Below are 23,411 nucleotides of genomic sequence, written 5' to 3'. Positions count from 1 at the left end.
GTTCAAATCACCCTAGTAGGCGGACTCAACGACCTCATAAAGCTCGATCACTTTCGGGCCTATAGCCTGCACAATCTTGGCAACACCTTCGGCGTTCGGGTGAATACCATCCGCCTGAAACCACTGGCGCAGCCCCGCAGGGTCGGCTGTCATGACATCATCACCCAGTCCGGCAAAGAAGCTTTCGAGATAAATCGCGCCATAAGCTTCTGCCAGATCAGGATAGATCGCATCAAACTGCTCTTTGTAGTCTGGCCCGTAATTGCCTGGTGCTTCTAGACCGATCAGTAACACCTCGACGCCAGCGGCATCAGCAGCCTGTAAAATCCCTTCGAGATTTTTGCGCGCCTGCGCAGGGTCCAGCCCACGCAGAATGTCGTTGCCGCCCAGCGCCACAATCATCGCGTCCACATCCTCCGTCAGTGTCCATCCAACCCGCGCCAGCCCCCCGGCAGTCGTGTCGCCTGACACGCCTGCATTCACCAGTTCGGCCTCAATGCCCTGCGCGGCCAGCCAAGCACCCAGTTGCGGCACAAAACCGTCTTCCTGCATAAGGCCGTAGCCTTGCGTAAGGCTGTCGCCCAGTGCCGCGATTACGATCTCGTCGGCCTGCGCAATACTTGCCCAAACCATAAGAATCCCTGCCAAAGCCTTGCGCATCGCCATATTCCCTCCATATCCCCTAAGGACGCCATCGAAGGGGCCCCTATGAGCAATCCTATTTTCTCTCTTAAAGATGCAGCCTTGCGGCTGAATGGCAATGCCGGACCTGTCGATATACTGCACAGTATTTCGCTTGAGGTGTCAGCAGGCGAAAGTATAGGCTTGGTCGGCCCGTCCGGCTCTGGAAAATCATCGCTCTTGATGGTCATGGGCGGGCTGGAACAGGCAACAGGCGGCACAGTGCTTGCCATGGGCGAGAACCTCACCAATATGAATGAGGACCAACTGGCGCGCTTCCGTCGCGATCGCATGGGCATTGTGTTCCAGTCATTCCACCTCATCCCGACCATGACCGCGTTGGAGAATGTCGCAACTCCGCTGGAACTCGCAGGTCACACAGACGCATTCGACCGCGCCGCCGAAGCACTCGAAATTGTAGGCCTCGCCTCGCGAGCGGGTCATTATCCCGCGCAAATGTCAGGCGGCGAACAACAGCGCGTGGCGCTGGCCCGCGCAACGGCACCGCGCCCTGCGATCTTGCTGGCCGACGAGCCTACAGGAAATCTCGACAGTGCCAATGGCGAGGCAATTATGGATCTGCTGTTCAACCTGCGCGACCAGTTCGGCTCGACGCTTGTGCTTGTGACCCATTCCGATGTTCTGTCGAAGCGCTGTGACCGCGTGGTCACGCTGCGCGACGGTGCCATCGCATGAGCCTTGCTCTCGCCACCAAATTTGCCCGCCGCGAACTGCGCGGTGGTCTGCGCGGCTTTCGGCTGTTCCTTGCATGTCTTGCACTTGGTGTTGCCGCAATTGCCGCTGTCGGATCCGTCCGCGCCGCCATCGAGGCAGGGCTGGAGCGAGAAGGCGCGGCGATCTTGGGGGGCGATGCAGAGCTTGAACTGACCTACCGCTTTGCGACCGAGATAGAGCGTGCATGGATGCAATCGCAGGCCAGCGCGATCTCAGAGATTGCCGATTTCCGTTCGATGGCCGTGGCAGGTGAAGACCGCGCCCTGACGCAGGTCAAAGCAATCGATGCTTTTTATCCTCTAGTCGGCGCAGTAACGCTTGATCCCGAAATGCCGCTGGCTGATGCGCTTGCCATACAAAACGGTACGCCTGGCGCCGTGATGGAGCGCGCACTCATTGATCGTCTGGGCCTCAGCCTCGGTGACAGTTTCGCGCTCGGCACCAACTATTACACCTTGAGAGCCGCGATAACTCGCGAACCGGACGCAGCCGCTGCGGGCTTCTCGCTCGGTCCCCGCACACTCGTTCTGCGCGACAGCCTCGAGGGTTCTGGCCTGCTCTCCGCAGGCTCGCGCTTCAACTCCAAATACCGTCTACTTCTTCCCGAAGGCACCGACATTAATGCGCTTGAGGCGCGGGCAACAGACCAGTTTACCGACAGCGGCATGCGGTGGCGCGATTCGCGCAACGGCGCGCCACAGGTCTCGCGGTTCGTTGAACGGCTCAGCGCCTTTCTCATCCTCGTTGGCCTCTCGGGCCTCGCTGTGGGCGGCGTGGGTGTCTCGGCGGCTGTGCGCAGCTATCTCAGCCGCAAAACCGAAGTCATCGCGACCTTGCGTGCCCTCGGGGCTGATCGCGCTACCATCTTTCAGACCTACTTCATCCAGATCGGTGTTTTGTCGGTGCTCGGTGTTGCGATCGGTGTGATCCTCGGCGCAATTCTTCCGCTATTGGCAGCTCCAATTCTTGAGGCTCGCCTCCCAATTCCGACCGCGTTCCGCGTCTTTCCCGCCCCGCTAATCGAGGCAGGGCTATACGGGCTGCTGACTGCCTTCATATTTACTCTATGGCCACTGGCGCGGACCGACCGCGTGCGCGCCGCTACGCTGTTTCGCGATGCATGGGACGGGGCCAACCGTCTGCCAGCGCTCCCTTTCATCATTACGACCGCTATCGCGATCGCTGCCCTCGTTGGTATGGCCGGGTGGTTTAACGGGAGCTGGTTTTTGACCCTCTGGACGCTCGGCGGTATCGCAGGCGCGCTCGCACTGCTGGCAGTTGCTGCATTCCTCATCCGTATCGCCGCCCGCAGCCTCAGCCACCGCTTGCGCGGGTACCCGCGCTGGCGTTGGGCGATGGCGGCAATCGGCGGCACCGGTGAAGGAGCTGGCGCGGTCGTGCTGTCCCTCGGCCTCGGGCTGTCGGTGCTCGCTGCGGTGGGGCAAATTGACGGCAACCTGCGGCAGGCGATCAACGGAAACCTCCCCGACATCGCCCCCAGTTACTTCTTTGTCGACATCCAGAGGGACCAGATAGACGGGTATACCCAGCGGTTAGAGAACGATCCTGCCGTGAGCCGCATCGATTCGGCGCCCATGCTGCGCGGAATACTGACCCAAATAAACGATCGTCCTGCTGCCGAAGTGGCGGGCGATCATTGGGTCGTTTCGGGCGATCGCGGGGTGACCTATGCCGCAGCACCCAAGGACGGTGCACTCATCACGGCAGGGGAATGGTGGGCACCAGACTACTCCGGCCCGCCGCAGATAAGCTTTGCCGCGGAAGAAGCCGAGGAAATGGGCCTTGTTCTTGGCGATACCATCACGATCAATGTGCTGGGCCGTGACGTTACAGGAACGATAACCAGCTTTCAGGAAGTTGATTTTTCCACCGCTGGCATCGGGTTTATCCTGACGATGAACCCCTCCGCCCTTGCCGGAGCGCCCCACACATTTATCTCGACCGTCTACGCCGAACCGGAGGCGGAAGCCCAGATCCTGCGCGATCTGGCGCAAGCCTATCCAAATATCACCGCCATTCGCGTTAAGGATGCTATTGACCGCGTCGCAGGGGTTCTTGCCGGTCTGGCTGCCGCCACATCTTACGGCGCTGCGGCGACGCTCCTGACCGGTTTTCTGGTTCTTATTGGGGCTGCTGCCGCGGGTGCTGATGCGCGCACGTACGAGGCGGCGATGCTTAAGACGATGGGCGCCTCCCGCCGTATGATAGCAGCGAGCTTTATCCTGCGTGCCGCCCTTCTGGGCCTTGCCGCCGGTGCGGTTGCCCTGCTGGCAGGAACACTGGGAGGCTGGGCCGTCAGCACATTCGTGATGGAGACCGACTATACCGTAATCTGGTCGTCCGCCCTGCTGATCGTCGCAGGAGGCATCACGGCGACGGTCCTTGCAGGCCTCGGGTTTGCGCGCCGCGCTCTTCAGGCGCGTCCTGCCCGCGTCCTGCGCGCACGCGAATAATCAGCAACAGGGAAAAGCCGCTCGCGTTGCCCCGTTGCCTTCTACGCATCATGTCCTAATCTACCAAAAACAAAGGAGCGCTCGAATGTCAGATCACGATACTGAATCCGCCACAACGGGCAACCTGCCCGCAACACTCGCGCCCGCAATAACACCTGCGCAGCGTATGCAGATCGTCAACATCGTGCGCCGCGCCGCTAAAGCCGAGATCCTGCCCCGGTTCCGTCGCCTGTCTGACGGCGATATTCGTACGAAATCAAATGCTGCCGATCTGGTCACGGATGCGGATACCAAAGCCGAGGCAATGATTGCACGCGCTTTGCAGATTGCCTTCCCCTCGGCGCTGGTCATCGGGGAAGAGGCGGTCGCTGCAAAACCCGAACTTCTAGACGGGATAGCAGATGCGCAACTGGCCTTTCACATCGACCCCGTGGACGGGACGTGGAACTTTGCACATGGCCTGGCTCTGTTCGGCGTGATCATCGCCGCCACCAGGTACGGCAAGCCCGTGTTCGGCCTGATCTATGATCCAATCGGTGATGACTGGGCCATCGCGGACGAGGAAATGCTGCCAGAGTTGCAACGCCCTTTTGGCTCCGCCCGCCCGCTCAAGGTCGCGATGGGCAAGCCACTCGAGGAGCTTTCGGGCATCGTTCCCCTTCATCTGTTCGCAGCCGAAAAGCAGCCCCTGCTCGCTGCGACATTTCCCGGTTTTGCCCGCGTCAATACGCTTCGGTGTTCCGCGCATGAATACCGCATGCTGGCGCAGGGCCATATTGATTTCAGCCTAACCGCCCTGTTGCACCCTTGGGATCACGCCGCCGGAGCGCTTATTGCGGCACGTGCAGGAGCGCATGTCGAAATGCTTGATGGTGGCGACTACACTGCCACGCGCCTTACCGGACACCTGCTTATCGCGCCTGACAAGGCAACGTGGAACAAGCTGAAAAAGGTATTCAGCTTCCTTTTGGAAGACAAAGGGACCGCAACGGATCCCGAGCCCAAATAACGCTGCGACTTAGCGGATGTATTTCTGGTAGGCCGCTTCATCCATCAGTTCTTCCAGCGCGTCGAGGTCATCAATGCTCATCTTGAAGAGCCATCCATCGCCCTGAGGGTCCTCGGAGATGACCTCGGGCGCTTCGACCAAACGCTCGTTTACTTCCGTGATCTCACCGTCAAGCGGCGCAAGTATATCAACGGCATCATCATCCGCCTCGATTACGACAACCGGATCATCGACCGATACAACATCACCCTCGTCCGGCAGCTCTACAAACTTGGCTTCACCAAGCTGCTCCGCACCATATGCGCTCAATCCTACAGTGATTTCATCCTCGCCGTCCTCGACGCGCAACCACAGATGTTCTTCGGTAAATTTCATGGCATTGGCCCTCCGTCATTTTGTTTTGCCAAAGCGCGCCGACTTTTTCAATCTCCTTTGCGCATGGTTGCCCCTACGCATACGCAGTGATTAAATAGTGCTTGGATTTCCAGCGCAAAGGCCCCCCATGCATCCCTGTTTTTTCGGCTACGGCAGCCTCGTTAACCGTGACACCCACATCTATGAAAACGCCGCGCGCGCGCGATTGGTGGGCTGGCGCCGCACATGGGTTTTCACCGCAGAACGCGGGCAGGCATTTCTCAGCGTAATCCCAGACCCCGACACCGTTATTGACGGTCTGATTGCCGAGGTGCCGCATGGCGACTGGGATGCTTTGGATGCCCGCGAACACGGCTATTCCCGCATCGCCTCGGGCAGTGCCGTACAGCATCCCCGCGCTTCAGCACAGGATATCTCGCACTACGCCGTGCCGCGCGATACATGGACCCAGAGCAGGGAAAACCACATTTTGCTGAGCTATCTTGATGTGGTGGTTCAGGGTTATCTGCGCGAATTCGGCGCGGGCGGTGTGGCCGATTTCTTTGCCACGACCGATCGCTGGGATACGCACATTCTGGATGATCGTGCCATGCCGCGTTATCCGCGTGCGCAACGTCTCAGTATGCAGGAGACCGCTTTGGTCGACCAGCATCTGGCCCTTCGCAACGCGGTCATCGTGGCAGGCTGAGCCCGCCACGATACACTGTTTGCTGGATTTAGCCGCGTGCCTTGATTACCTGCAACAGCGGTAGCACAGCCGACATGTCCGGACCGTGGGCCTGTCCGGTCAACGCTTTGCGCAGCGGCATAAATAGGCTCTTGCCCTTACGCCCTGTTGCCTCTTTCACTGCTGTAGTGAAATTACCCCAAGTATCCGCATCGTAGGGCCCTTCGGGGAGCATCGTCATAGCTTGCGCGATGAATTCACGGTCTTCGTCGTCAATCGCTGGCTCGGCACCTTTCGCAAACATTTCCCACCATGGACCCAGATCATGCAGGGTCGTGATGTTTTCGCGCGTCACCGCCCAGAACTGCGCGGCCTTATCGTCTGGCACGCCCAATGCGCGAATCTCATCCGCGACAGCGTCCAGAGGCAGACACTGCAAATATTTTGCTGTCAGCGGCTTGAGGTCTTCTGCGTCGAATTTGGTTGGCGCAGAGCCGAAGCGAGAGATATCGAAGCCTTCAATGAATTCTGCCATTTCTGTGCGCAACTCTACCGGATCAGCTGATCCCAAACGCGACATCAGACTAAGGAGGGCCTGCGGGGCAATCCCAGCTTCGCGCAGGTCGCGCAATGCCAGCGTGCCCAGACGTTTGGACAATGCCTCACCCTGAGGACCGGTTAGCAACGAGTGATGTGCAAAAGTAGGCACTGTACCGCCCAGCGCCTCCATGATCTGGATCTGTGTGCCGGTGTTGGTGACGTGATCAGCACCACGCACCACATGGGTCACGCCCATTTCAGTGTCATCCACAACGCTCGCAAGCGTATAGAGGATCTGTCCATCCCCACGAATAAGCACCGGATCGGACACCGATGCGCCATCAATGCTCACATCGCCCAGAATACCGTCCGTCCAGACGATTCGCTCCTGCAACAACTTGAACCGCCATACGCCATCGCCCCGATCAGCACGAAGCGCCTCTTTTTGCGCACCGCTCAATGCCAGTGCCGCGCGGTCATAGACCGGCGGCTTGCCCATGTTGAGCTGCTTCTTGCGCTTGAGGTCCAGCTCCGTTGGCGTCTCGAACGCCTCGTAGAAACGGTCCATGCCGCGCAGTTTCTCTGCTGCCTCATGATATTTTTCGAGACGCAGGGATTGTCGCTCGACTCGGTCCCAATGCAGACCAAGCCATTCCAGATCACGTTTGATCCCGTCGACGTACTCTTCCTTCGAGCGGTTCGGGTCGGTGTCATCGATACGCAGAATGAACGTGCCACCTGCCTTGCGCGCAATCATGAAGTTCATCAACGCCGAGCGCAGGTTACCGATGTGGATCCAGCCGGTGGGCGACGGGGCGAAACGGGTTGTGGTTTTGTCAGACATGAAGGGCCTCCTGTTGCCTCACCTGCTGGCACAGCGCCGCCGCTTTGTCCAGTTAGGGACGCCTATCTGCCCGCTCAAAGCTGCCCTGCAGCCTTCAACCGATCAAGCGCATAGCCAAGGTATTCCGTACGGAACGAATGACCGCCCTCAAACAGGCACAACTCCAGCAGCTTGCCCGCCGCGTTACCCTGCCGCGCGCAGCGCAGGTCAGGCGTGTCCATCTGTTCTGCTGGCCCAAAAGCACCCAGCGCGCCATACATTGCCATCGCTTCCGACACCTTGCCCTGACGGGTCGCACCAATGGCCCGCCCGTCGAGGGGAACGGTGGCATCATCGTCACCGTGAATATGGATCATGTTGGCGACCGGCGCGTCACATTGCGCAGGCGGCCCACGCCAGAACGTCCCCGAAAAGGGTATAAACGCCGTAAACTTCTCCGGCTCGGCGCAGGCGATATTCCACACCAGCATGCCACCGGCACTAAATCCGCTCGCCACCAGCTTGGTTCGATCGACGCCAAAGCGCTCGACGGCGTCAGAAATCACCCTGTCGACATAGGTAAATTCAGGGGCACCGGTACTGTCGGGGGTGCGCGGCCCGTTGGGCAGATCCCATGTACCGTTCACGCCCTGCAAAGCGATCAAAGCTAACCCTTGTGCATGAACTAAATTGAGCAGGCTGGCGTTTCGCATGGCACCTTCAGCCGCCCCGCGATAACCATGCGCCCAAATCACCGCACCTGATGGCGCAGTCCGACCTTGTGGCAGCGATATGCGGTAGATCCTGTCGCCGACTACGCAATCACTGTCCGCTCCGCACGCTTGTAGCGCAGTCGCCGTCAAAACTGTCCAGATCACCAAAAGCCATTTCATCGCAGCACTCCCGTTTGCACCGGATTAACCCATGATTGCAGACTTCGCACATCACATCGCCGCGTGCGGCAAAGTGTAGGAAAAGATATGATGTTATCAGGAAGGATCTCGCCAACGGTTGGCAATAGGATACCGTCGGTCAAGCCAGAATGCCCCCTTCGTCAGGCGGGGCCCTGGTGCAGACTGGAATCTTTTGTATTCCGAAATATAAACCAGATGCTCGACACGTTTGGCGACATCACGGTCAAACCCCGCTGCCACGCAATCTGAAATTGATCCGTTGCGATCCACCAGAATTTCCAGCATCGCATCCAACTCGGGATAATCGGGCAGGCTATCGCTGTCCTTCTGGTCATCGCGCAATTCGGCCGACGGCGCTTTGGTGATGATATTTTCAGGGATCACAGCGCCCGCAGGCCCCATCATCCAGTCGGCGTGATTGGCATTGCGCCAGCGGCATGTCTCGAAAACCCGCATTTTATAAAGGTCTTTGATCGGGTTATATCCGCCCGCCATATCGCCATAGATGGTGGCGTATCCCACAGCCACTTCCGATTTATTGCCCGTTGTCAAAAGCATCTCGCCGAACTTGTTGCTCAGCGCCATCAAAAGGAGGCCGCGCAGGCGGCTCTGGATGTTCTCTTCGGTTAGATCAGGCTCGGTGCCTTCGAACAATGGCGTTAAAGTCTGCGTAATCGCATCGCGCCCCGCCTTGATCGGCACATAGTCATATCGCGCGCCCAGCGCCTTGGCGCAGGCCTCCGCATCTTCCAGCGACGCGTTAGAGGTGTATTCGGACGGCAGCATAACACAGCGCACATTGTCAGGCCCCAAAGCATCGACCGCAATCGTGGCAACAATCGCCGAATCGATACCGCCGGACATTCCCAAAAGCACTTTTTCAAAGCCTGTCTTGCGCATATAATCACGCAAGCCCTCAACCATAACGCGGTAATCCTGCGCGTAAGGGTCGGCATGCACTGCCTTGTTGCCTTCCAGGATGCGCCAGCCATCCGGTCCGCGCTCAAGATCGATGTGCTGCGTGACCGCATCAAACGCTGGCATCTGGAACGCCAACTTGCCGCCGGGATTCAAACCAAAGCTCGCCCCATCAAAAATCTGGTCATCCTGCCCCCCGACCATGTTCAGATAAATCAATGGCAGTTCTGTCTCGACGACACGGCTTACCATATGGCTGAGGCGGGTGTCGAATTTACCGCGGTAGTAGGGCGAGCCATTGGGCACGAGCAAAAACTCCGCACCGGTTTCGGCCAAAGTCTCGGCCACATCTTCATGCCACGCATCCTCGCAAATCGGCGAGCCGATGCGCGTGTCACCTATGGAATAAGGTCCACCCAAAGGGCCACTGTCAAATATGCGAACCTCGTCGAATACCGTCTCGTTGGGCAGGTGATGCTTGAGCACGCGGCTCGCCACCTTGCCTCCCTTGAGAATCATATAGGCGTTATAAAGCTTGCCACCCTCAACCAGCGGCGCACCGATCGCAAGCGCAGGACCGTCCGCACACTGAACCGCCAGCGCATCTAGATGGGTCACGACATCGCGCTGGAACGCGGGTTTCATCACCAGATCCTGGGCGTTGTATCCCGCAATGAACATCTCCGGCAGCGCTACGAGATCGGCACCGGCGTCACGCCCCTGCGCCCAAGCGGCACGCGCTTGTTCCGCGTTGCCTGCCAAATCACCAACCGTCGGGTTCAACTGCCCCAATGTGATGCGAAACCGCTCTGCCATTGTCGTCCCTCTCGCTGTTGGACCAACGATGTAGCAGATCGGGCGTCCAAGAAAAGCACGCAATGGCCCACGCGGCAAAAGGCCGTTGCCCCTCGGACGTGGCGTCTTTAGTCTGATGGAAAACCACGGGCACCCTTGCCCGCTCTATTGGACAGGACCGCCATGACTTTCCGCACCCTGATGCTCGCTGCCGCTTTCGCCCCTTTGATGCTTGGGTCCGCGTTTGCGCAAAACACACAAGTATTAAGCAAGCAATACGACGACGGCGGCGTATATGAAGGCACGTTCAAAGACGGGCTACAGCACGGCACCGGCACCTACACTCTGCCCAACGGCTACCAGTATTCCGGCCAGTGGGTCGAGGGCGAGATCCGCGGCACCGGCATCGCGCGTTTCCCGAACGGCTCGGTCTACGAAGGTGATTTTGCGAAGGGAAAGCCCGAGGGTATTGGCAAGATCACAATGTCGGACGGCGGCACCTACGAGGGCGAATGGGAAGCTGGCACCATCATGGGGCAAGGCGTGGCAATTCACGCAAACGGAGAGCGGTATGAAGGCGCCTTTCGCGATGGCAAAAGGAACGGAAAAGGCGTGTTGGTTACGCCCGCAGGCTATGAATACAAGGGGGACTGGGTCGACGGACAGGCCACAGGCCAGGCCGTGATCAAAGACGCCGAAGGCGCGATATACGAGGGTACAGTAGTCGATGGCGCGCGTTCGGGTCCGGGCAAACTCATCCATCCCGAGGGGTTCACCCTTGAAGGGACATGGGCCAACGGCCAACTTAATGGCACTGGCACGATCACCCAGGCAAATGGCGACACCTATGCGGGCGATCTGGTCGAAGGCCGCCGCGAAGGCACGGGCACTTCAACCACGGCAGCGGGAGACACCTACGTGGGCGCCTATCTGGATGACCAGCGGCATGGCACCGGCACCTTCACCGGCGCGGATGGCTACAAATACGAGGGTGACTGGGTCGAGGGCCGCGCGGAAGGCACAGGCACCGTGACCTATCCGGACGGCTCGGTTCAAACCGGCCTCTTCAAGGACAATCTGGCGCAAGGCGCTGGTAGCATTACCTATCTTGACGGCTCTACCTATACCGGAGACTGGAATGCCGGCGTGATTGAAGGTCAGGGCCGCGCCACCTATCCGAACGGGATGGTGTACGAGGGCGGCTTTGTTGATGCCCGCAACGAAGGACAAGGCACGCTAGATTACGGCGATGGGCGCTCGTATGTGGGCACGTGGAAGGCAGGGCTGCGGCACGGCACCGGCACCGCCACCTATCCCGATGGCACCACCTATGTCGGCGAATTTGTCGACGGTCGCCGCTCAGGCATGGGCAAGATCACCATGGCTAGCGGCTTTATCTATGAGGGCGAGTGGGCTGGCGGCGAGATTGAGGGCACAGGCACCGCCACCTATCCCAACGGCGATGTCTATGTGGGTACTTTCAAGGATGGCAAGCGGCAGGGTGTAGGCACCATGACCTATGCCACGGGGGAGCAGGCCTCGGGCGATTGGGATAATGGCACATTGGCTCAACCCGCCGCCGCGGACCCAGCCAATGCTGAGCCGACTGGCGCAGACCCCGTCACGGCAGAGCCGGCAACAACGGATGCCCCTACTCCCGTGACCGACTGAATTCGGTGCTATTTCTTTGACTTAAAGGGTTTGTAAAACGCGTTCCGCTCTATCATACCCATAAAAGTATAGTCCGCCGCAGGGCAGAGCGCGCGTAGCTTTTTCTCGATCTCGCGGGGGTCTTGCGCCGCCAGCGTCTCCAGCACGATCAGCGGATGCCCTTTACCGATAGTCTGCGGCGCACCTTCAAGCGCCTGCCACTCGTAGCCTTCGATATCGAGCTGCAGCACGCTCACCTTGCGGTCGGCAGGGACCAGATCGTCGATCCTAACAATCTCCACATCAACCGTGCGCCCCTCCTGCGCCTCGGCTACGATCATCGAGGTGCCGCCCATCTGCTTACCCGCCGCATCCGCCACCAGCAGCGGCAGAACGCCCGTCTCGTTGCCCACCGCCACCGGTGACAGCCTGACGTTTGTCAGATCATTGAGGGCGACCGTCATCGTGGTGGCGGCAAATCCCGTTGGATTTGGCTCGAACGAATGTAGATACGCGCCCCGCTTGAGGCTGCGCGACAAGAATGGCAGAAAATCCCCCACAAAAGCGCCGCCGCTTACAACATCGCCATTACCCGCAAACTGGCGCATCAACGACAAGGTGCGCGGTTCGTTGACCTCTCCCTTGAGCAACATCTGCGCGACCTCCCGCTTGCGGAATGTGCCTGGGATACAATAAAATCCATGGGCGTTAATGGCGGTGGAATGCGGGAAATCCGGTGGTATGACTGACATCTTTAATCCTGCTAGGTTTAATTAATTTCAATATAGGCTTACATATGTGCACACGACCGACAAGGCGGGCCATGCCACCCCTTGCCCGATAATGAGGCCCTTCAAGCCCGCGAGCCATGCCTGCATGCCCTTATTTCCTTCGCCTGACAGCACATTCCAGCGGGCTGTCGACATGCGACCAATTATATGGGATACACCCTCTCTGCGATCCGCACATGCCCAAGATTCTGGAAACGAAAATGCGCTTTTTGATCCGCACCCATCTGTCCTATGCGGCCACCCAGCCCTGCGATTTGTTATTACAGATCGAGGCGATGCAGGATGCCGTCCAGCGGATCGTACATTCGGAGATCAGCTTTGATCCTGTGTCCGTGCACCACAACATTGAAGGCGAGCAAGGCCTTGGGACGCGTAAATGGATCGAGGCAGGCCCTGACTTTGACTGTCACTATCAGGCGCAGGTTGAGGTCACGCGCAACAACGGCAGCCTCGCCACGTTGCTTCAAACACCGCGCACACAAATTCCGGCGAATGTCGTGCAATATCTGATGCCATCACGCTATTGCCACTCTGAATTGTTCCTCGATTTTGTCTCTTCCGAATTCGGAGATTCCCAAGGCGGCGTGTTGGTGGAGGCGATGCGCAACTGGATCAACACCAATTTCACTTATGACAACGGTGCCAGCAATGCGGGCACCACGGCCAGCGACAGTTTCCAAAGCCTTGCCGGTGTCTGCCGTGACTACGCGCATGTGATGATCGCGTTTGCCCGCGCCGCAGGCATTCCTGCGCGTTTCGTCAGCGTTTATGCTCCCGATGTCGTCCCCCAGGACTTTCATGCCGTCGTCGAGGTCTACCTTGACGGGGGCTGGCATCTTCTCGATCCGACCGGCATGGCCAAACCCTCCGACATGGTCCGCATTTGTGTGGGGCGTGATGCCGCCGATGCCTCGTTCATGACTTCGTATGGCTGGATGGACCTACGCAAACAGACCGTCGAGGTGCACAGAATTGCGTCCTGATCCACAGGCTACCGCAAGCATCCTCCCGAAAATGCAAAACAATCTTTTATTGTAACGCAGTCTGCATCGCTTTAAGTATCTCCCGAGTTTTAAACCTGTTTTTTCCCTGTTCTGGACCATTCAAAATGACCTATTGCGTTGGCCTTCGCCTTAACCGCGGCCTTGTTTTTATGGCCGACACGCGGACTAACGCAGGGGTCGACAATTTTTCGACCACCAAAAAGATGTTTACGTGGAATGTCCCCGGTGAACGGACCATTACGATCATGACCGCCGGAAATCTGGCTACAACGCAGGCGCTCATCAGCGTATTGGAGGAGCGCTCCAAAACTGTATCTGAGCGGAACCCCACCCTTCTTGAACAACCCACCATGTTTCAGGTTGCACGCCTTGTCGGTGCCACCCTTCAGGAAGTTATCCGCGACAGCGCACAGGGCGGCCAAACAGGATCGTCGCGCTTTACTGCGTCGGTTATCGTCGGTGGACAGATCAAAGGCGGCGCGCCAACGTTGTTTCTGGTTTATCCCGAAGGTAACTTCATCGAAGTGACCGACGATGCCCCGTTTTTCCAAATTGGCGAGGCGAAATATGGCAAACCCATTCTGGTGCGTGCCTACCAGCCCGACATGAGCTTTGAAGATACGATCAAACTGTTGCTCGTTTCATTCGACTCTACGATCAAGGCTAACCTGTCTGTCGGAATGCCACTCGATCTTCAGGTCTATGCAAAAGACAGCTTCTCCATCGAAGAGCAGACCCGCATCGAGGCTGATAACCCCTACTACCAGACTATTTCGGATGGATGGGGGGATGCACTGCGCACCGCGCTGATGCGTCTGCCCAGCTACCGCAAAAAAGGCATGCCAGCCGGTAAATAAATGCGCCGGTCCTGCGGGTCGCATCTATTTACCGCACATTTCAAGACATAAACACTACAGACCAGGCCTGCGCCGCAAATCAAGGGTCATGGGGAACTCGGGATGGGGGCGCTCCGGTACGGGCGTGAATGCGCCGGGGGTGTGGCCCATCTTCTCGAACCGGCTCAACCTGCGCGCCTCGGCCTCGTTGCCGTTAACAGGGAAAGTATCAAAGCTTCGCCCGCCCGGATGCGCCACATGATAGCGGCAGCCCCCTAGCGATGTGCCGGTCCAGCTGTCGTAGATATCAAACCGCAGCGGCACATCCACCTCCAGCACCGGATGCAGCGATAGCGAGGGTTTCCACGCCTTGTACCGCACCCCGCCCACACGCACGCCATTTGTCGCAGTTGGGCTCAGAGGTACAACACGCCCGTTTGCCGTTACGTTGTACCGGTCGGGGTTGGCGCCTTTCAGCGATATTTGCATCCGCTCGGACGAACTGTCGGTATAACGTACTGTCCCGCCAATCGCGCCGGTCTCGCCCAGCACGTGCCACGGCTCCAGCGCTTGTCGCAATTCCAGCGTGACGCCCTCATACTTGACCTCTCCGCAGAACGGAAAGCGGAACTCGGCCTGCGCCTCGTACCATGCCGGATCAAGCGGTAGGTCATGTAGCCGCAAATCGGACAGCACATCGGTGAAATCCTCCCAGATGAAATCAGGGAGCATAAAGCGGTCGTGCAACGTAGTGCCCCAGCGAGTGAGATTGCCGCTGATAGGGTTCTCCCAACAGCGCAGGATGATTGCGCGGATCAAAAGCTGCTGCGCAAGGCTCATCCGCGGATCGGGCGGCATCTCAAAGCCGCGAAACTCCACCAGTCCCAAACGTCCTGTTGGACCGTCGGGAGAGTACAGCTTGTCGATGCAAATTTCGGTGCGATGCGTGTTTCCCGTCACGTCAATCAATGCGTTGCGCAGCAGCCGGTCTGTCAGCCATGGAGGCGGCACAGCCCCTTCGCTGGGTGGCCAAATCTGGTCGAGCGCAATTTCGAGTTCATACAGCACATCATGCCTCGCCTCGTCGATGCGTGGCGCCTGCGATGTGGGGCCAACAAATGTTCCCGCAAAGAGGTAGGACAAACTGGGGTGCCGCTGCCAGAACAGGATCAGACTTTTCAACAGATCAGGCCGCCTTAGAAACGGACTGTCGGCGGGGGTCGCACCGCCCACGACAACGTGATTGCCGCCGCCCGTACCGGTATGGCGCCCGTCTGTCATGAATTTATCCGCGCCGAGGCGACACTGCCGTGCTTCTTCATAGACTGCCTGTGTGGTTGCAACACAGTCTTTCCAGTTCGCGGCGGGGTGGATGTTCACCTCAATCACGCCGGGGTCAGGGGCGATACGCATAACTTCGATGCGCGGATCAGAGGGGGGCGCGTAGCCTTCGATCAGAACCTTACGTCCGATATAACCTGCCGCCGCCTCAACGGCCGCGATCAATTCCAAGTAATCCTCGAGCGTTTCGACGGGAGGTAAAAATACACATAATCGCCCGTCGCGCGGCTCTACCGAGATGGCGGTGCGCACACGCCCATCCATGTCTTTCAACGTTTGTTCGACCTGTTGCTGCCCTGCGGTGGCATCCGTCCGGTGCGCAACTGGCTGCTCTTTGACGGGAGCGGCCTGTCGCACCACATCGGGTAGCGGGCCGCGTGCCTCTGTTGGGTCCTGCGGCATGATAAACGGGTAATCACTCTGCGGGATGTGGGGCAAAGTCCCCAGCGGCAGGCGGTAGCCGACAGGACTGTCGCCCGCCACAAGAAACACTTTGCCACGTCGCAGGTTCCAAACCTCGGACATCCACCGGCTCGATGCCCGCGCCTGCCAGCGCTGCACTGGTAGAACATATCCTGCAGGTGTGCTCAGCCCGCGCTCGAACACCTTTGCGATTCGCGCACGTTCCTCGGGGTCGGCCAGCTTGGAGTTTTCAGGTGTCACATTAGCGGGCAGATTGCCTTCCTTGATGATCCACTCGGCGGGGTCCTCAAATGCGGGCAACACATTTTCAGGTGGCACAGATAGATGCGCCGCAATCGCGGTCAGCAGATTCTGGGCATCATCCGGTCCGACATCCTCGTGTGTGTCCTCACGCGCCAGCAATTCGGCATCGCGCCAAATCGGGCGCCCGTCCTTGCGCCAGTACAGCGAAAAGGTCCACCGCGGCAGCGTTTCGCCCGGATACCATTTACCCTGTCCGTAATGCAGCAACCCGCCGGTCGAAAACCTGTCCTGCAAGCGTCGCATAAGGTTGTCTGCCAGCCCGCGTTTGGTAGGGCCGACAGCGTCAGAGTTCCACTCGTCACTTTCGAAATCATCGATGGACACAAAAGTGGGCTCCCCTCCCATTGTGAGGCGCACGTCGCCCGCATCCAGTCGCGCGTCGATCTTGTGGCCCAGCGCGTTAAGCGCCTGCCATGCATCTTCCGAGAATGGCTTGGTTATGCGGGGGTGCTCGGCGGTGCGGGTCACCTGCATATCAAAGGAAAATTCCACATCCGCCGCGCTGGCCACGCCCGAAATCGGTGCCGCGTGACGGTAATGTGGCGTCGCGGCGAGCGGGATATGGCTCTCGCCTGCCAACAGACCCGAGGTCGGATCAAGGCCGACCCAGCCTGCACCGGGCAGATAGACCTCGACCCAAGCATGCAGATCCGTGAAATCCTTGTCTGTCCCGGCAGGCCCGTCAATGGCGATCAGATCAGGCTTGAGCTGGATCAGATACCCCGACACGAAGCGCGCCGCGAGCCCCAGATTGCGCAGTACCTGAACCAGCAGCCAGCTTGTATCGCGGCATGATCCAGCGGCACGGCCCAGAGTTGTCTCTGCAGGCTGCACCCCCGCCTCCATCCGGATCTCGTAATTTATCTCGGAGGCCAAGCGGCTGTTGAGCATCACCAGAAAGTCGATCGTGACCATCGGGCTGCGCGACACACTACCTAAAAACGCCTGCAAAAGCAGGCCCACAGGCTCGGTCCGCATATAAATGCTCAGGTCGGGCGCGATATCCGCATCATAGGTCAGCGGGAATTCCTTGGCGCTGTCCTCCACAAAGAAATCGAACGGGTTATAGACCGACATATCCGCCACCAAGTCGACCTCGATCTTGAATTCGCGCACCGGTTCGGGAAACACCAGCCGCGCCTGCCAATTGCCATAAGGGTCCTGCTGGTGGTTCACGAAATGGGCGGCAGGCGAGACTGTGAGGCTGTGCGAAATCACACGTGTTCGCGAATGAGGGGCAGGACGCAGGCGGATCAACTGGGGGCCCAGCGTCACGGGGCGATCATACTTGTAATGCGTCAGGTGATAGATGCTTGCGGTGATTGACATAATTCTTGTCTCCTTGCGTCTATCAGGGGCGGGTCGGCCGTCCGGTTCTGTTCATGAGTGGCACCACTGCGCGACCAGTTGCAACACTCCCCTGCACCATAATGATACAAGCACGGCGCGCCAGTTCGCGTTATGCCTAAAAAGTAATCTCGCCGCAGCCCTTCTCAAGGGTTAACTACAACCCGCCCCATTTGCTACGTTGTAGTATGCATAAATTCCGATAGGATTTCATGCATGGATGAACAACCAAATCACTTTGACGAAATGCTGTCAGCGCCCGACAATGTGCGGGAGCCTTACCGCGCTTATAAAACATGGTTTTCTGGGCAGGACCCCTCGCGCCTGAAGAAAAAATCAAAAGAGGCCGAAGCGTTTTTCAGACGCACGGGCATTACTTTCAATGTCTACGGTCAGGAGGCTGCACAGGAGCGGCTTATCCCCTTCGACCTTATACCGCGCATCATCGCCAATCGCGAATGGACCAAGCTCTCCAAAGGGATTGAGCAGCGCGTGCGTGCGATCAACATGTTCCTGCACGACATTTACCACCGTCAGGAAATCCTGCGCGCGGGGATCATCCCGATTGAGCTTGTTGCAAATAACTCGGCCTTCCTGCCCCAGATGATCGGCATGACACCACCGGGCAACGTATATACCCATATCGTTGGCACAGATATTGTGCGCACCGGCGAGGACGATTTCTACGTTCTCGAGGATAACGCCCGCACGCCTTCGGGCGTTTCCTACATGCTCGAAAATCGTGAGACGATGCTGCAAATGTTCCCAGAGCTTTTCAGCCAGAACAGGGTCAAACCGGTCAGCGATTATCCCAAAAACCTCCGCCGCTCACTGGCGGCTTGCGCGCCATCCAAATGCGGCGGCAGGCCCACTGTCGCGATCCTTACCCCCGGCATCCACAACTCTGCCTATTTCGAGCATTCGTTTCTGGCCGACCAGATGGGCGTCGAGTTGGTCGAGGGCCACGACCTGCGTGTGGTCGACGGCCATATCGCGATGCGCACCACCCAAGGGTACAAGGTGATCGATGTGCTCTACCGCCGTGTCGATGACGATTACCTCGATCCGCTGAACTTCAAACCGGAATCGATGCTGGGCGTGCCGGGCATCATGGACGTCTACCGCGCAGGCAATATCACCATCGCCAATGCCCCTGGCACCGGCATTGCGGACGACAAGGCGATATATTCCTACATCCCCGATATTGTCCAATTTTATACTGGCGAAAAGGCGATCCTTAAAAACGTCGATACCTTCCGCTGCGCAGAACCCGACAGTCTGAAATATGTGCTCGACAATCTGGCCGAGCTTGTCGTCAAAGAGGTCCACGGTTCGGGCGGCTATGGAATGCTTGTTGGTCCAGCTGCCAGCCGGCAGGAGCTTTCGGATTTCGCGGATAAACTCAAATCCAACCCTTCTAACTATATAGCACAACCAACACTTTCGCTGTCGACTGTGCCAATATTTGCGAAAAAGGGCCTCGCCCCGCGTCACGTCGATCTGCGGCCGTTTGTTCTTGTCTCGCCTAACGGAATCGAGATCACCCCCGGCGGTCTGACGCGCGTGGCGCTTCAGGCAGGCTCGCTTGTGGTCAATTCAAGTCAGGGCGGCGGGACCAAAGATACTTGGGTTCTGGAGGACTAAAGCAATGCTGGGAAAAACCGCAGGGGGCCTCTATTGGATGTTCCGTTTTATGGAGCGCAGCGAAAATACCGCGCGCCTGATCGAGGCAGGATTCCGCATCGCGCTCACCCGCTCCAATGACACAACTTCCGACTGGAAATCCGTTGTTACCACGGCAGGCGTGCGTCACGGATATGACGCGAAATATGATACCTACACAGCCGAGCATGTGGTTGATTATCTGCTGCGCGACGCCAGCAATCCCTCCAGCGTGATGGCCGTCACGGGAAGTGCGCGCACAAATGCCCGCATGGTACGCACGGCGCTCACCACCGAGGTCTGGGAAGCTGTCAATGAAAACTGGATGGCGATGAAAGATGCGCTCAAACATCCTGTGCGCGATATCGACCTGCCAAAACTGCTGGGCGAAATCCGCCGCCACAGTGCACTGGTGCGCGGGGCGTTGCACGGCACAATGCTGCGCAACGATATTTACGACTTTGCCCAAATTGGCACCGCTTTGGAACGCGCGGATAATACAGCGCGCATCATCGATGTGAAATATTATACTCTCCTTCCCTCGGCCAGCTTCGTGGGCTCGCCGCTGGACAACGTGCAATGGGAAACCGTGCTACGGTCTGTCTCTGCACATCGCTCGTTTCGCTGGCTCGGCGAGGGTGAAATGACCTCTATCGGCATCGCAAAGTTCCTTATACTCGACACACGGTTCCCGCGGTCGCTGTATTTCGCCAGCAGTATTATCGAGGAAAATCTCGCTTATCTTGCGAAGGATTACGGCAACCGCATGCCCTCCCACGATCTGATCGACGCCCAGCTTGCGGCGCTGCGGCAGCACACCATCGAATCAATATTTAATGACGGGCTGCACCAGTTCATCAGCACCTTCATCCGCGAGAACAACGCCATCGGTGCGCAGATCGAACAGGACTACCGGTTCAACGGATAACAAGGGCTTAACAGCTTAACAGACAGGCAGAGCAGATGAAGCTGAAAATCACCCATACCACGCGTTATTCTTATGATATGCCCGTGCTCTACGGTCTCCAGCAGCTGCGCCTGACCCCTGTCACAGACCGTCAACAAACAGTGCTGAACTGGGACATTGCGATCGAGGGCGGTACACGAGAGCTTTCCTGTACCGACCAATATAACAATCACTGCACCCTTATTCAGGCAAAAGACGGCGCGACCCAGATCGCCCTGACCGTGTCGGGCGAGGTCGAAACCCACAGTTCCGATGGCATTTACGGCAAGGTCTATGGCACCGCCCCCCTGTGGCACTTCAAGCAATCTACCAACCGCACCATGGCTGGCAGCGGGATCGCAAAGTTATCGGAACTTATCACCGATTCCGGCGGCAATCTGAACGAACTGCACAGCCTGTCAGAAAAAATTCTCGCCGCGGCACCTTATGGCAAGGCCGTTACCGATGTGACCACCACGGCAGAGCAGGCGCTGGGTCTTGGGGGTGGCGTCTGTCAGGACCACGCGCAAATTTTCATCTCCGCCGTGCGCCATGCCGGCATTCCCGCGCGCTATGTCAGCGGATATTTGATGATGGATGACCGCATTGATCAGGATGCCAGCCATGCTTGGGCCGAGGCGCACATCGACGGGCTGGGCTGGGTCGCGTTTGACGTCTCCAACGGTATTTCGCCGGACGAACGGTATGTACGACTTGCTGTGGGCCGCGATTCAATCGACGCAGCGCCGGTTTCGGGAATGCGGATGGGCAATGCCCGCGAAACAATGAGTGTATCTCTCCAGATTCAACAATAGCAGCGTTGCTGAACCTCGAGAAATACGGCGACTAATTAACAAGGCATCAGGTGATCCTGTGCGGGCAAGGACGCTACACCACCTCGCCCGCGTCCAGTTTATCCAGAACTGACTGTCCGTCGGACAGAACCGTTGCCCTCTTTTCGGCATCCATCCGGTCCCATGTGCCGTACATGTTTCCCATGCGTGGATTGCCGGAAAACCGATCACGATGCCGGTCAAGGAAGTGCCAATAGAGCGTGTTAAAAGGGCATGCCCCCTCACCTGTCTTCTGGCTCACCTTATAACTGCATCCTTTACAGTAGTCCGACATCTTGTTGATGTAGGCGCCTGAAGACACGTATGGCTTTGACGCGATGACGCCACCGTCGGCAAACTGGCTCATGCCGACAACATTTGGGGCCTCAACCCACTCGAACGCGTCCGCGTAAACCTCCAAATACCATTGCGACACCTGCCCCGGGTCAATTCCCGCCAACAAGGCGAAATTACCGGTGACCATCAGGCGCTGTATGTGATGCGCATAGGCCTCGCGGGAGGTCTGACCGATGGCTGCCTCCATACAGGCCATTTTCGTCTCAGCGCCCCAATACATCGCGGGTAAATCGCGTTTTTGCTTAAGAACATTGCGCGCAGCATATTCCGGACCTTCAAGAAAGTAGATGCCTCTCACGTACTCCCGCCAGCCGATGATCTGACGGATAAAGCCCTCCACGGCATTGATTGGCGCATCCCCATTCCGATATGCCTTTTCAGCAGCTTGGCAAACTTCCAGCGGCCCAAGAAGCCCGATATTGAGGTAGGGAGAGATAATCGCGTGGTACAAGAAGTCTTCGCCTCGCAGCATGGCATCCTGATAGTCGCCAAACGTGGGCAACGAATGCCCTATGAAATGGTCCAGAGCCTGCAGGGCCTGCGAACGCGTTGTGGCAAACCAAAAGGGCCGTAATGCGCCGAAGTGGTCGCCAAACCGGCTCTCGACCAGTGCCAGAACGTCGCCGGTGATATTGTCAGGCTCGAACCTTAGCGGGCCTTCGGGGGCGATACTACCGGGCGCCGGTTTGCGGTTGTCGTGGTCAAAATTCCACTGGCCGCCTTCGGGTTTATCACCGTCCATAAGCAGGCCCGTCTTGCGCCGCATGTCACGATAGAAATACTCCATCCGCAGGGATTTGCGCCCCTCGGCCCACTCCTCGAACTCACCGTGCGAGGCTAGAAACCTGTCATCCGGCAGGATGACTGTCTTGATCGGCGCATGGGTCAGTTTGGAAATCAGCCGCCACTCACCCGGCTCGGTACAGAGCACCTCGGCCGCTCCTGTCTGCTCGGCGCGGCGCAACAGCTCCCCTACGATAGAGCCTGCATTATCCGTATCATCAAGCTGGCTATAGGCCACAGTCCAACCGTCGTCCTCCAAAGCCGCTGCAAATTTGCGCATGGCGCTAAAAATTAGCGCAATTTTTTTGGGGTGATGTTTAACGTAGGTCGCCTCTTCGACCACTTCTGCCATGACTACGGTATCCGTCTGTCGGTTGCCCTCGCGCAGCGCGCTCAAACCTTCTGACAGTTGGTCGCCCAACACCAGAACGAGACGGCTCACCATGTAACCTTTTCACCGGCCCAATCGAAAAAGCCGCCGGTGTCTTCAGGCTTCAATCCGTTTAGCACATTCATCAGGTTCTCCGCTGCTTCCTGTGCAGGCACTGCCGGATGCCGCCCCAGATATTTTTGCGTGAATGGAGTCTGCACTGTTCCGGGGTGTAGCGCCACACAGACCAGCTCTTTGTGCGTGCGTGCCAGCTCGATAGCGGTAGTATGCACAATCTGGTTGGCGGCGGCCTTGGCTGCACGGTAGCTGGTCCAGCCGCCGATCCGGTTATCCCCGATAGATCCTACACGCGCTGTTAACACCGCACAAACGCTTCGCCCCTCACGTGGCAGCAGACGCCCCGCGTGGCGCAATACCAGAGCGGGACCAATGGCATTTACAGCAAACTGGTCAGCCATAGCCTTCGCACTTACGGCGCGGATGGTTTTCTCTGGCTCGGCCCCGCCAATCTCAAGCGCGCCCGTGGCCACGATCACACCACCGAATGGACCTTGCAACGCGTCCATATGCGCCTCCACACTGGCTTCATCCGTTATGTCAAACCCGTGGACGGACCGTGAGAGTTCAACAACTTCGGCGCCCTGACCGGACAAAACCGATACAAGTGCCGCACCAATTCCGCCCGAGGCGCCAATAATCAAAAATCTATTCATGACCTTCAGTTAGTTCGCACGCGACAGCGTTCAACACTGCTGTCGTGCGGATTTTACGTTATAACCTGCTCTCACCTTTTTGCAGACAATCTCCCCTTCC

Annotated in this window: 19 protein-coding genes; 10 read left to right on the top strand and 9 right to left on the bottom strand. The window is 58.2% G+C overall.

Translation table 11 applies throughout. The features are described from left to right. Positions 1–12: 12 nt before the first annotated feature. Positions 13–660 carry an arylesterase gene (locus C8N30_RS10010; protein ID WP_025064369.1) on the bottom strand — a complete coding sequence of 216 codons (648 nt, stop codon included), beginning with the start codon at positions 658–660 and terminating at the stop codon, positions 13–15. 48 nt (positions 661–708) lie between these two features. Here C8N30_RS10010 and C8N30_RS10005 point away from each other — a divergent pair, with 48 nt between their 5' ends. The 3 genes from C8N30_RS10005 to C8N30_RS09995 all read left to right on the top strand — a co-directional run bounded on the left by C8N30_RS10005 (position 709) and on the right by C8N30_RS09995 (position 4,899). Continuing rightward, the gene (locus C8N30_RS10005; protein ID WP_025064368.1) at positions 709–1,377 is read left to right on the top strand and encodes an ABC transporter ATP-binding protein; all 669 of its coding nucleotides are present in this window, start codon (positions 709–711) and stop codon (positions 1,375–1,377) included. After that, positions 1,374–3,890 (top strand): ABC transporter permease, encoded by a 2,517-nt coding sequence (locus C8N30_RS10000; RefSeq protein ID WP_025064367.1) that lies wholly within the window; start codon positions 1,374–1,376, stop codon positions 3,888–3,890. Before C8N30_RS10005 ends, C8N30_RS10000 begins: the two co-directional genes overlap by 4 nt. A gap of 85 nt (positions 3,891–3,975) precedes the next feature. After that, the gene (locus C8N30_RS09995) at positions 3,976–4,899 is read left to right on the top strand and encodes an inositol monophosphatase family protein (RefSeq protein ID WP_025064366.1); all 924 of its coding nucleotides are present in this window, start codon (positions 3,976–3,978) and stop codon (positions 4,897–4,899) included. A gap of 9 nt (positions 4,900–4,908) precedes the next feature. Here C8N30_RS09995 and C8N30_RS09990 read toward each other — a convergent pair whose 3' ends face one another. Continuing rightward, on the bottom strand, positions 4,909–5,274 hold the full coding sequence (locus C8N30_RS09990) for a glycine cleavage system protein H (protein WP_025064365.1): 366 nt from the start codon (positions 5,272–5,274) through the stop codon (positions 4,909–4,911). Positions 5,275–5,401: 127 nt separating this feature from the next. Between C8N30_RS09990 and C8N30_RS09985 the strand changes: the two genes are divergently transcribed. Continuing rightward, entirely contained in the window at positions 5,402–5,962 is a 561-nt protein-coding gene (locus tag C8N30_RS09985) for a gamma-glutamylcyclotransferase family protein (RefSeq protein ID WP_025064364.1), read from the top strand. Between the two features lie 28 nt (positions 5,963–5,990). Here the strand turns inward: C8N30_RS09985 and gltX are convergent, their stop codons facing one another. From gltX to C8N30_RS09970, 3 genes are all read right to left on the bottom strand, one after another. Continuing rightward, positions 5,991–7,325 (bottom strand): glutamate--tRNA ligase, encoded by a 1,335-nt coding sequence (gene gltX / locus C8N30_RS09980; protein ID WP_025064363.1) that lies wholly within the window; start codon positions 7,323–7,325, stop codon positions 5,991–5,993. Positions 7,326–7,399: 74 nt separating this feature from the next. After that, entirely contained in the window at positions 7,400–8,197 is a 798-nt protein-coding gene (locus tag C8N30_RS09975) for a CE1 family esterase (RefSeq protein WP_025064362.1), read from the bottom strand. Positions 8,198–8,293: 96 nt separating this feature from the next. Then, positions 8,294–9,952 (bottom strand): NAD+ synthase, encoded by a 1,659-nt coding sequence (locus tag C8N30_RS09970; protein WP_025064361.1) that lies wholly within the window; start codon positions 9,950–9,952, stop codon positions 8,294–8,296. A 162-nt stretch (positions 9,953–10,114) separates the two neighbouring features. Between C8N30_RS09970 and C8N30_RS09965 the strand changes: the two genes are divergently transcribed. Next, complete coding sequence (locus C8N30_RS09965; protein ID WP_025064360.1) at positions 10,115–11,602, top strand: MORN repeat-containing protein; 1,488 nt, start codon at positions 10,115–10,117, stop codon at positions 11,600–11,602. 8 nt (positions 11,603–11,610) lie between these two features. Here the strand turns inward: C8N30_RS09965 and C8N30_RS09960 are convergent, their stop codons facing one another. Then, a complete protein-coding gene (locus C8N30_RS09960) occupies positions 11,611–12,333 on the bottom strand; it encodes an FkbM family methyltransferase (RefSeq protein ID WP_025064359.1) in 723 nt (240 codons plus the stop codon). A 239-nt stretch (positions 12,334–12,572) separates the two neighbouring features. Between C8N30_RS09960 and C8N30_RS09955 the strand changes: the two genes are divergently transcribed. Both C8N30_RS09955 and C8N30_RS09950 read left to right on the top strand, forming a co-directional pair. Continuing rightward, positions 12,573–13,355 (top strand): transglutaminase-like domain-containing protein, encoded by a 783-nt coding sequence (locus C8N30_RS09955; protein ID WP_025064358.1) that lies wholly within the window; start codon positions 12,573–12,575, stop codon positions 13,353–13,355. A gap of 125 nt (positions 13,356–13,480) precedes the next feature. Then, complete coding sequence (locus C8N30_RS09950) at positions 13,481–14,233, top strand: proteasome-type protease (protein ID WP_025064357.1); 753 nt, start codon at positions 13,481–13,483, stop codon at positions 14,231–14,233. 54 nt (positions 14,234–14,287) lie between these two features. Here C8N30_RS09950 and C8N30_RS09945 read toward each other — a convergent pair whose 3' ends face one another. Continuing rightward, positions 14,288–17,608, bottom strand: coding sequence for a transglutaminase family protein (locus C8N30_RS09945; RefSeq protein WP_025064356.1), 3,321 nt, complete (start codon positions 17,606–17,608; stop codon positions 14,288–14,290). Between the two features lie 234 nt (positions 17,609–17,842). Between C8N30_RS09945 and C8N30_RS09940 the strand changes: the two genes are divergently transcribed. From C8N30_RS09940 to C8N30_RS09930, 3 genes are read left to right on the top strand one after another with little or no spacing between them, the layout of a single operon-like run. Further along, on the top strand, positions 17,843–19,270 hold the full coding sequence (locus C8N30_RS09940) for a circularly permuted type 2 ATP-grasp protein (RefSeq protein ID WP_025064355.1): 1,428 nt from the start codon (positions 17,843–17,845) through the stop codon (positions 19,268–19,270). A gap of 4 nt (positions 19,271–19,274) precedes the next feature. Continuing rightward, positions 19,275–20,216: an alpha-E domain-containing protein gene (locus C8N30_RS09935; protein ID WP_025064354.1), complete on the top strand. Its 942-nt coding sequence runs from the start codon at positions 19,275–19,277 to the stop codon at positions 20,214–20,216. A 35-nt stretch (positions 20,217–20,251) separates the two neighbouring features. Further along, entirely contained in the window at positions 20,252–21,049 is a 798-nt protein-coding gene (locus tag C8N30_RS09930) for a transglutaminase family protein (RefSeq protein ID WP_025064353.1), read from the top strand. Between the two features lie 73 nt (positions 21,050–21,122). Here C8N30_RS09930 and C8N30_RS09925 read toward each other — a convergent pair whose 3' ends face one another. Both C8N30_RS09925 and C8N30_RS09920 read right to left on the bottom strand, forming a co-directional pair. Next, positions 21,123–22,652, bottom strand: coding sequence for a cryptochrome/photolyase family protein (locus tag C8N30_RS09925; RefSeq protein ID WP_037968062.1), 1,530 nt, complete (start codon positions 22,650–22,652; stop codon positions 21,123–21,125). Then, positions 22,646–23,311: an SDR family NAD(P)-dependent oxidoreductase gene (locus C8N30_RS09920; RefSeq protein ID WP_025064351.1), complete on the bottom strand. Its 666-nt coding sequence runs from the start codon at positions 23,309–23,311 to the stop codon at positions 22,646–22,648. Before C8N30_RS09920 ends, C8N30_RS09925 begins: the two co-directional genes overlap by 7 nt. Between the last annotated feature and the right edge of the window lie 100 nt (positions 23,312–23,411).

The sequence above is a fragment of the Sulfitobacter guttiformis genome (assembly GCF_003610455.1).
GTDB classification, from domain to species: Bacteria; Pseudomonadota; Alphaproteobacteria; order Rhodobacterales; family Rhodobacteraceae; genus Sulfitobacter; species Sulfitobacter guttiformis.
This window is presented reverse-complemented; position numbering and strand designations above follow the sequence as displayed.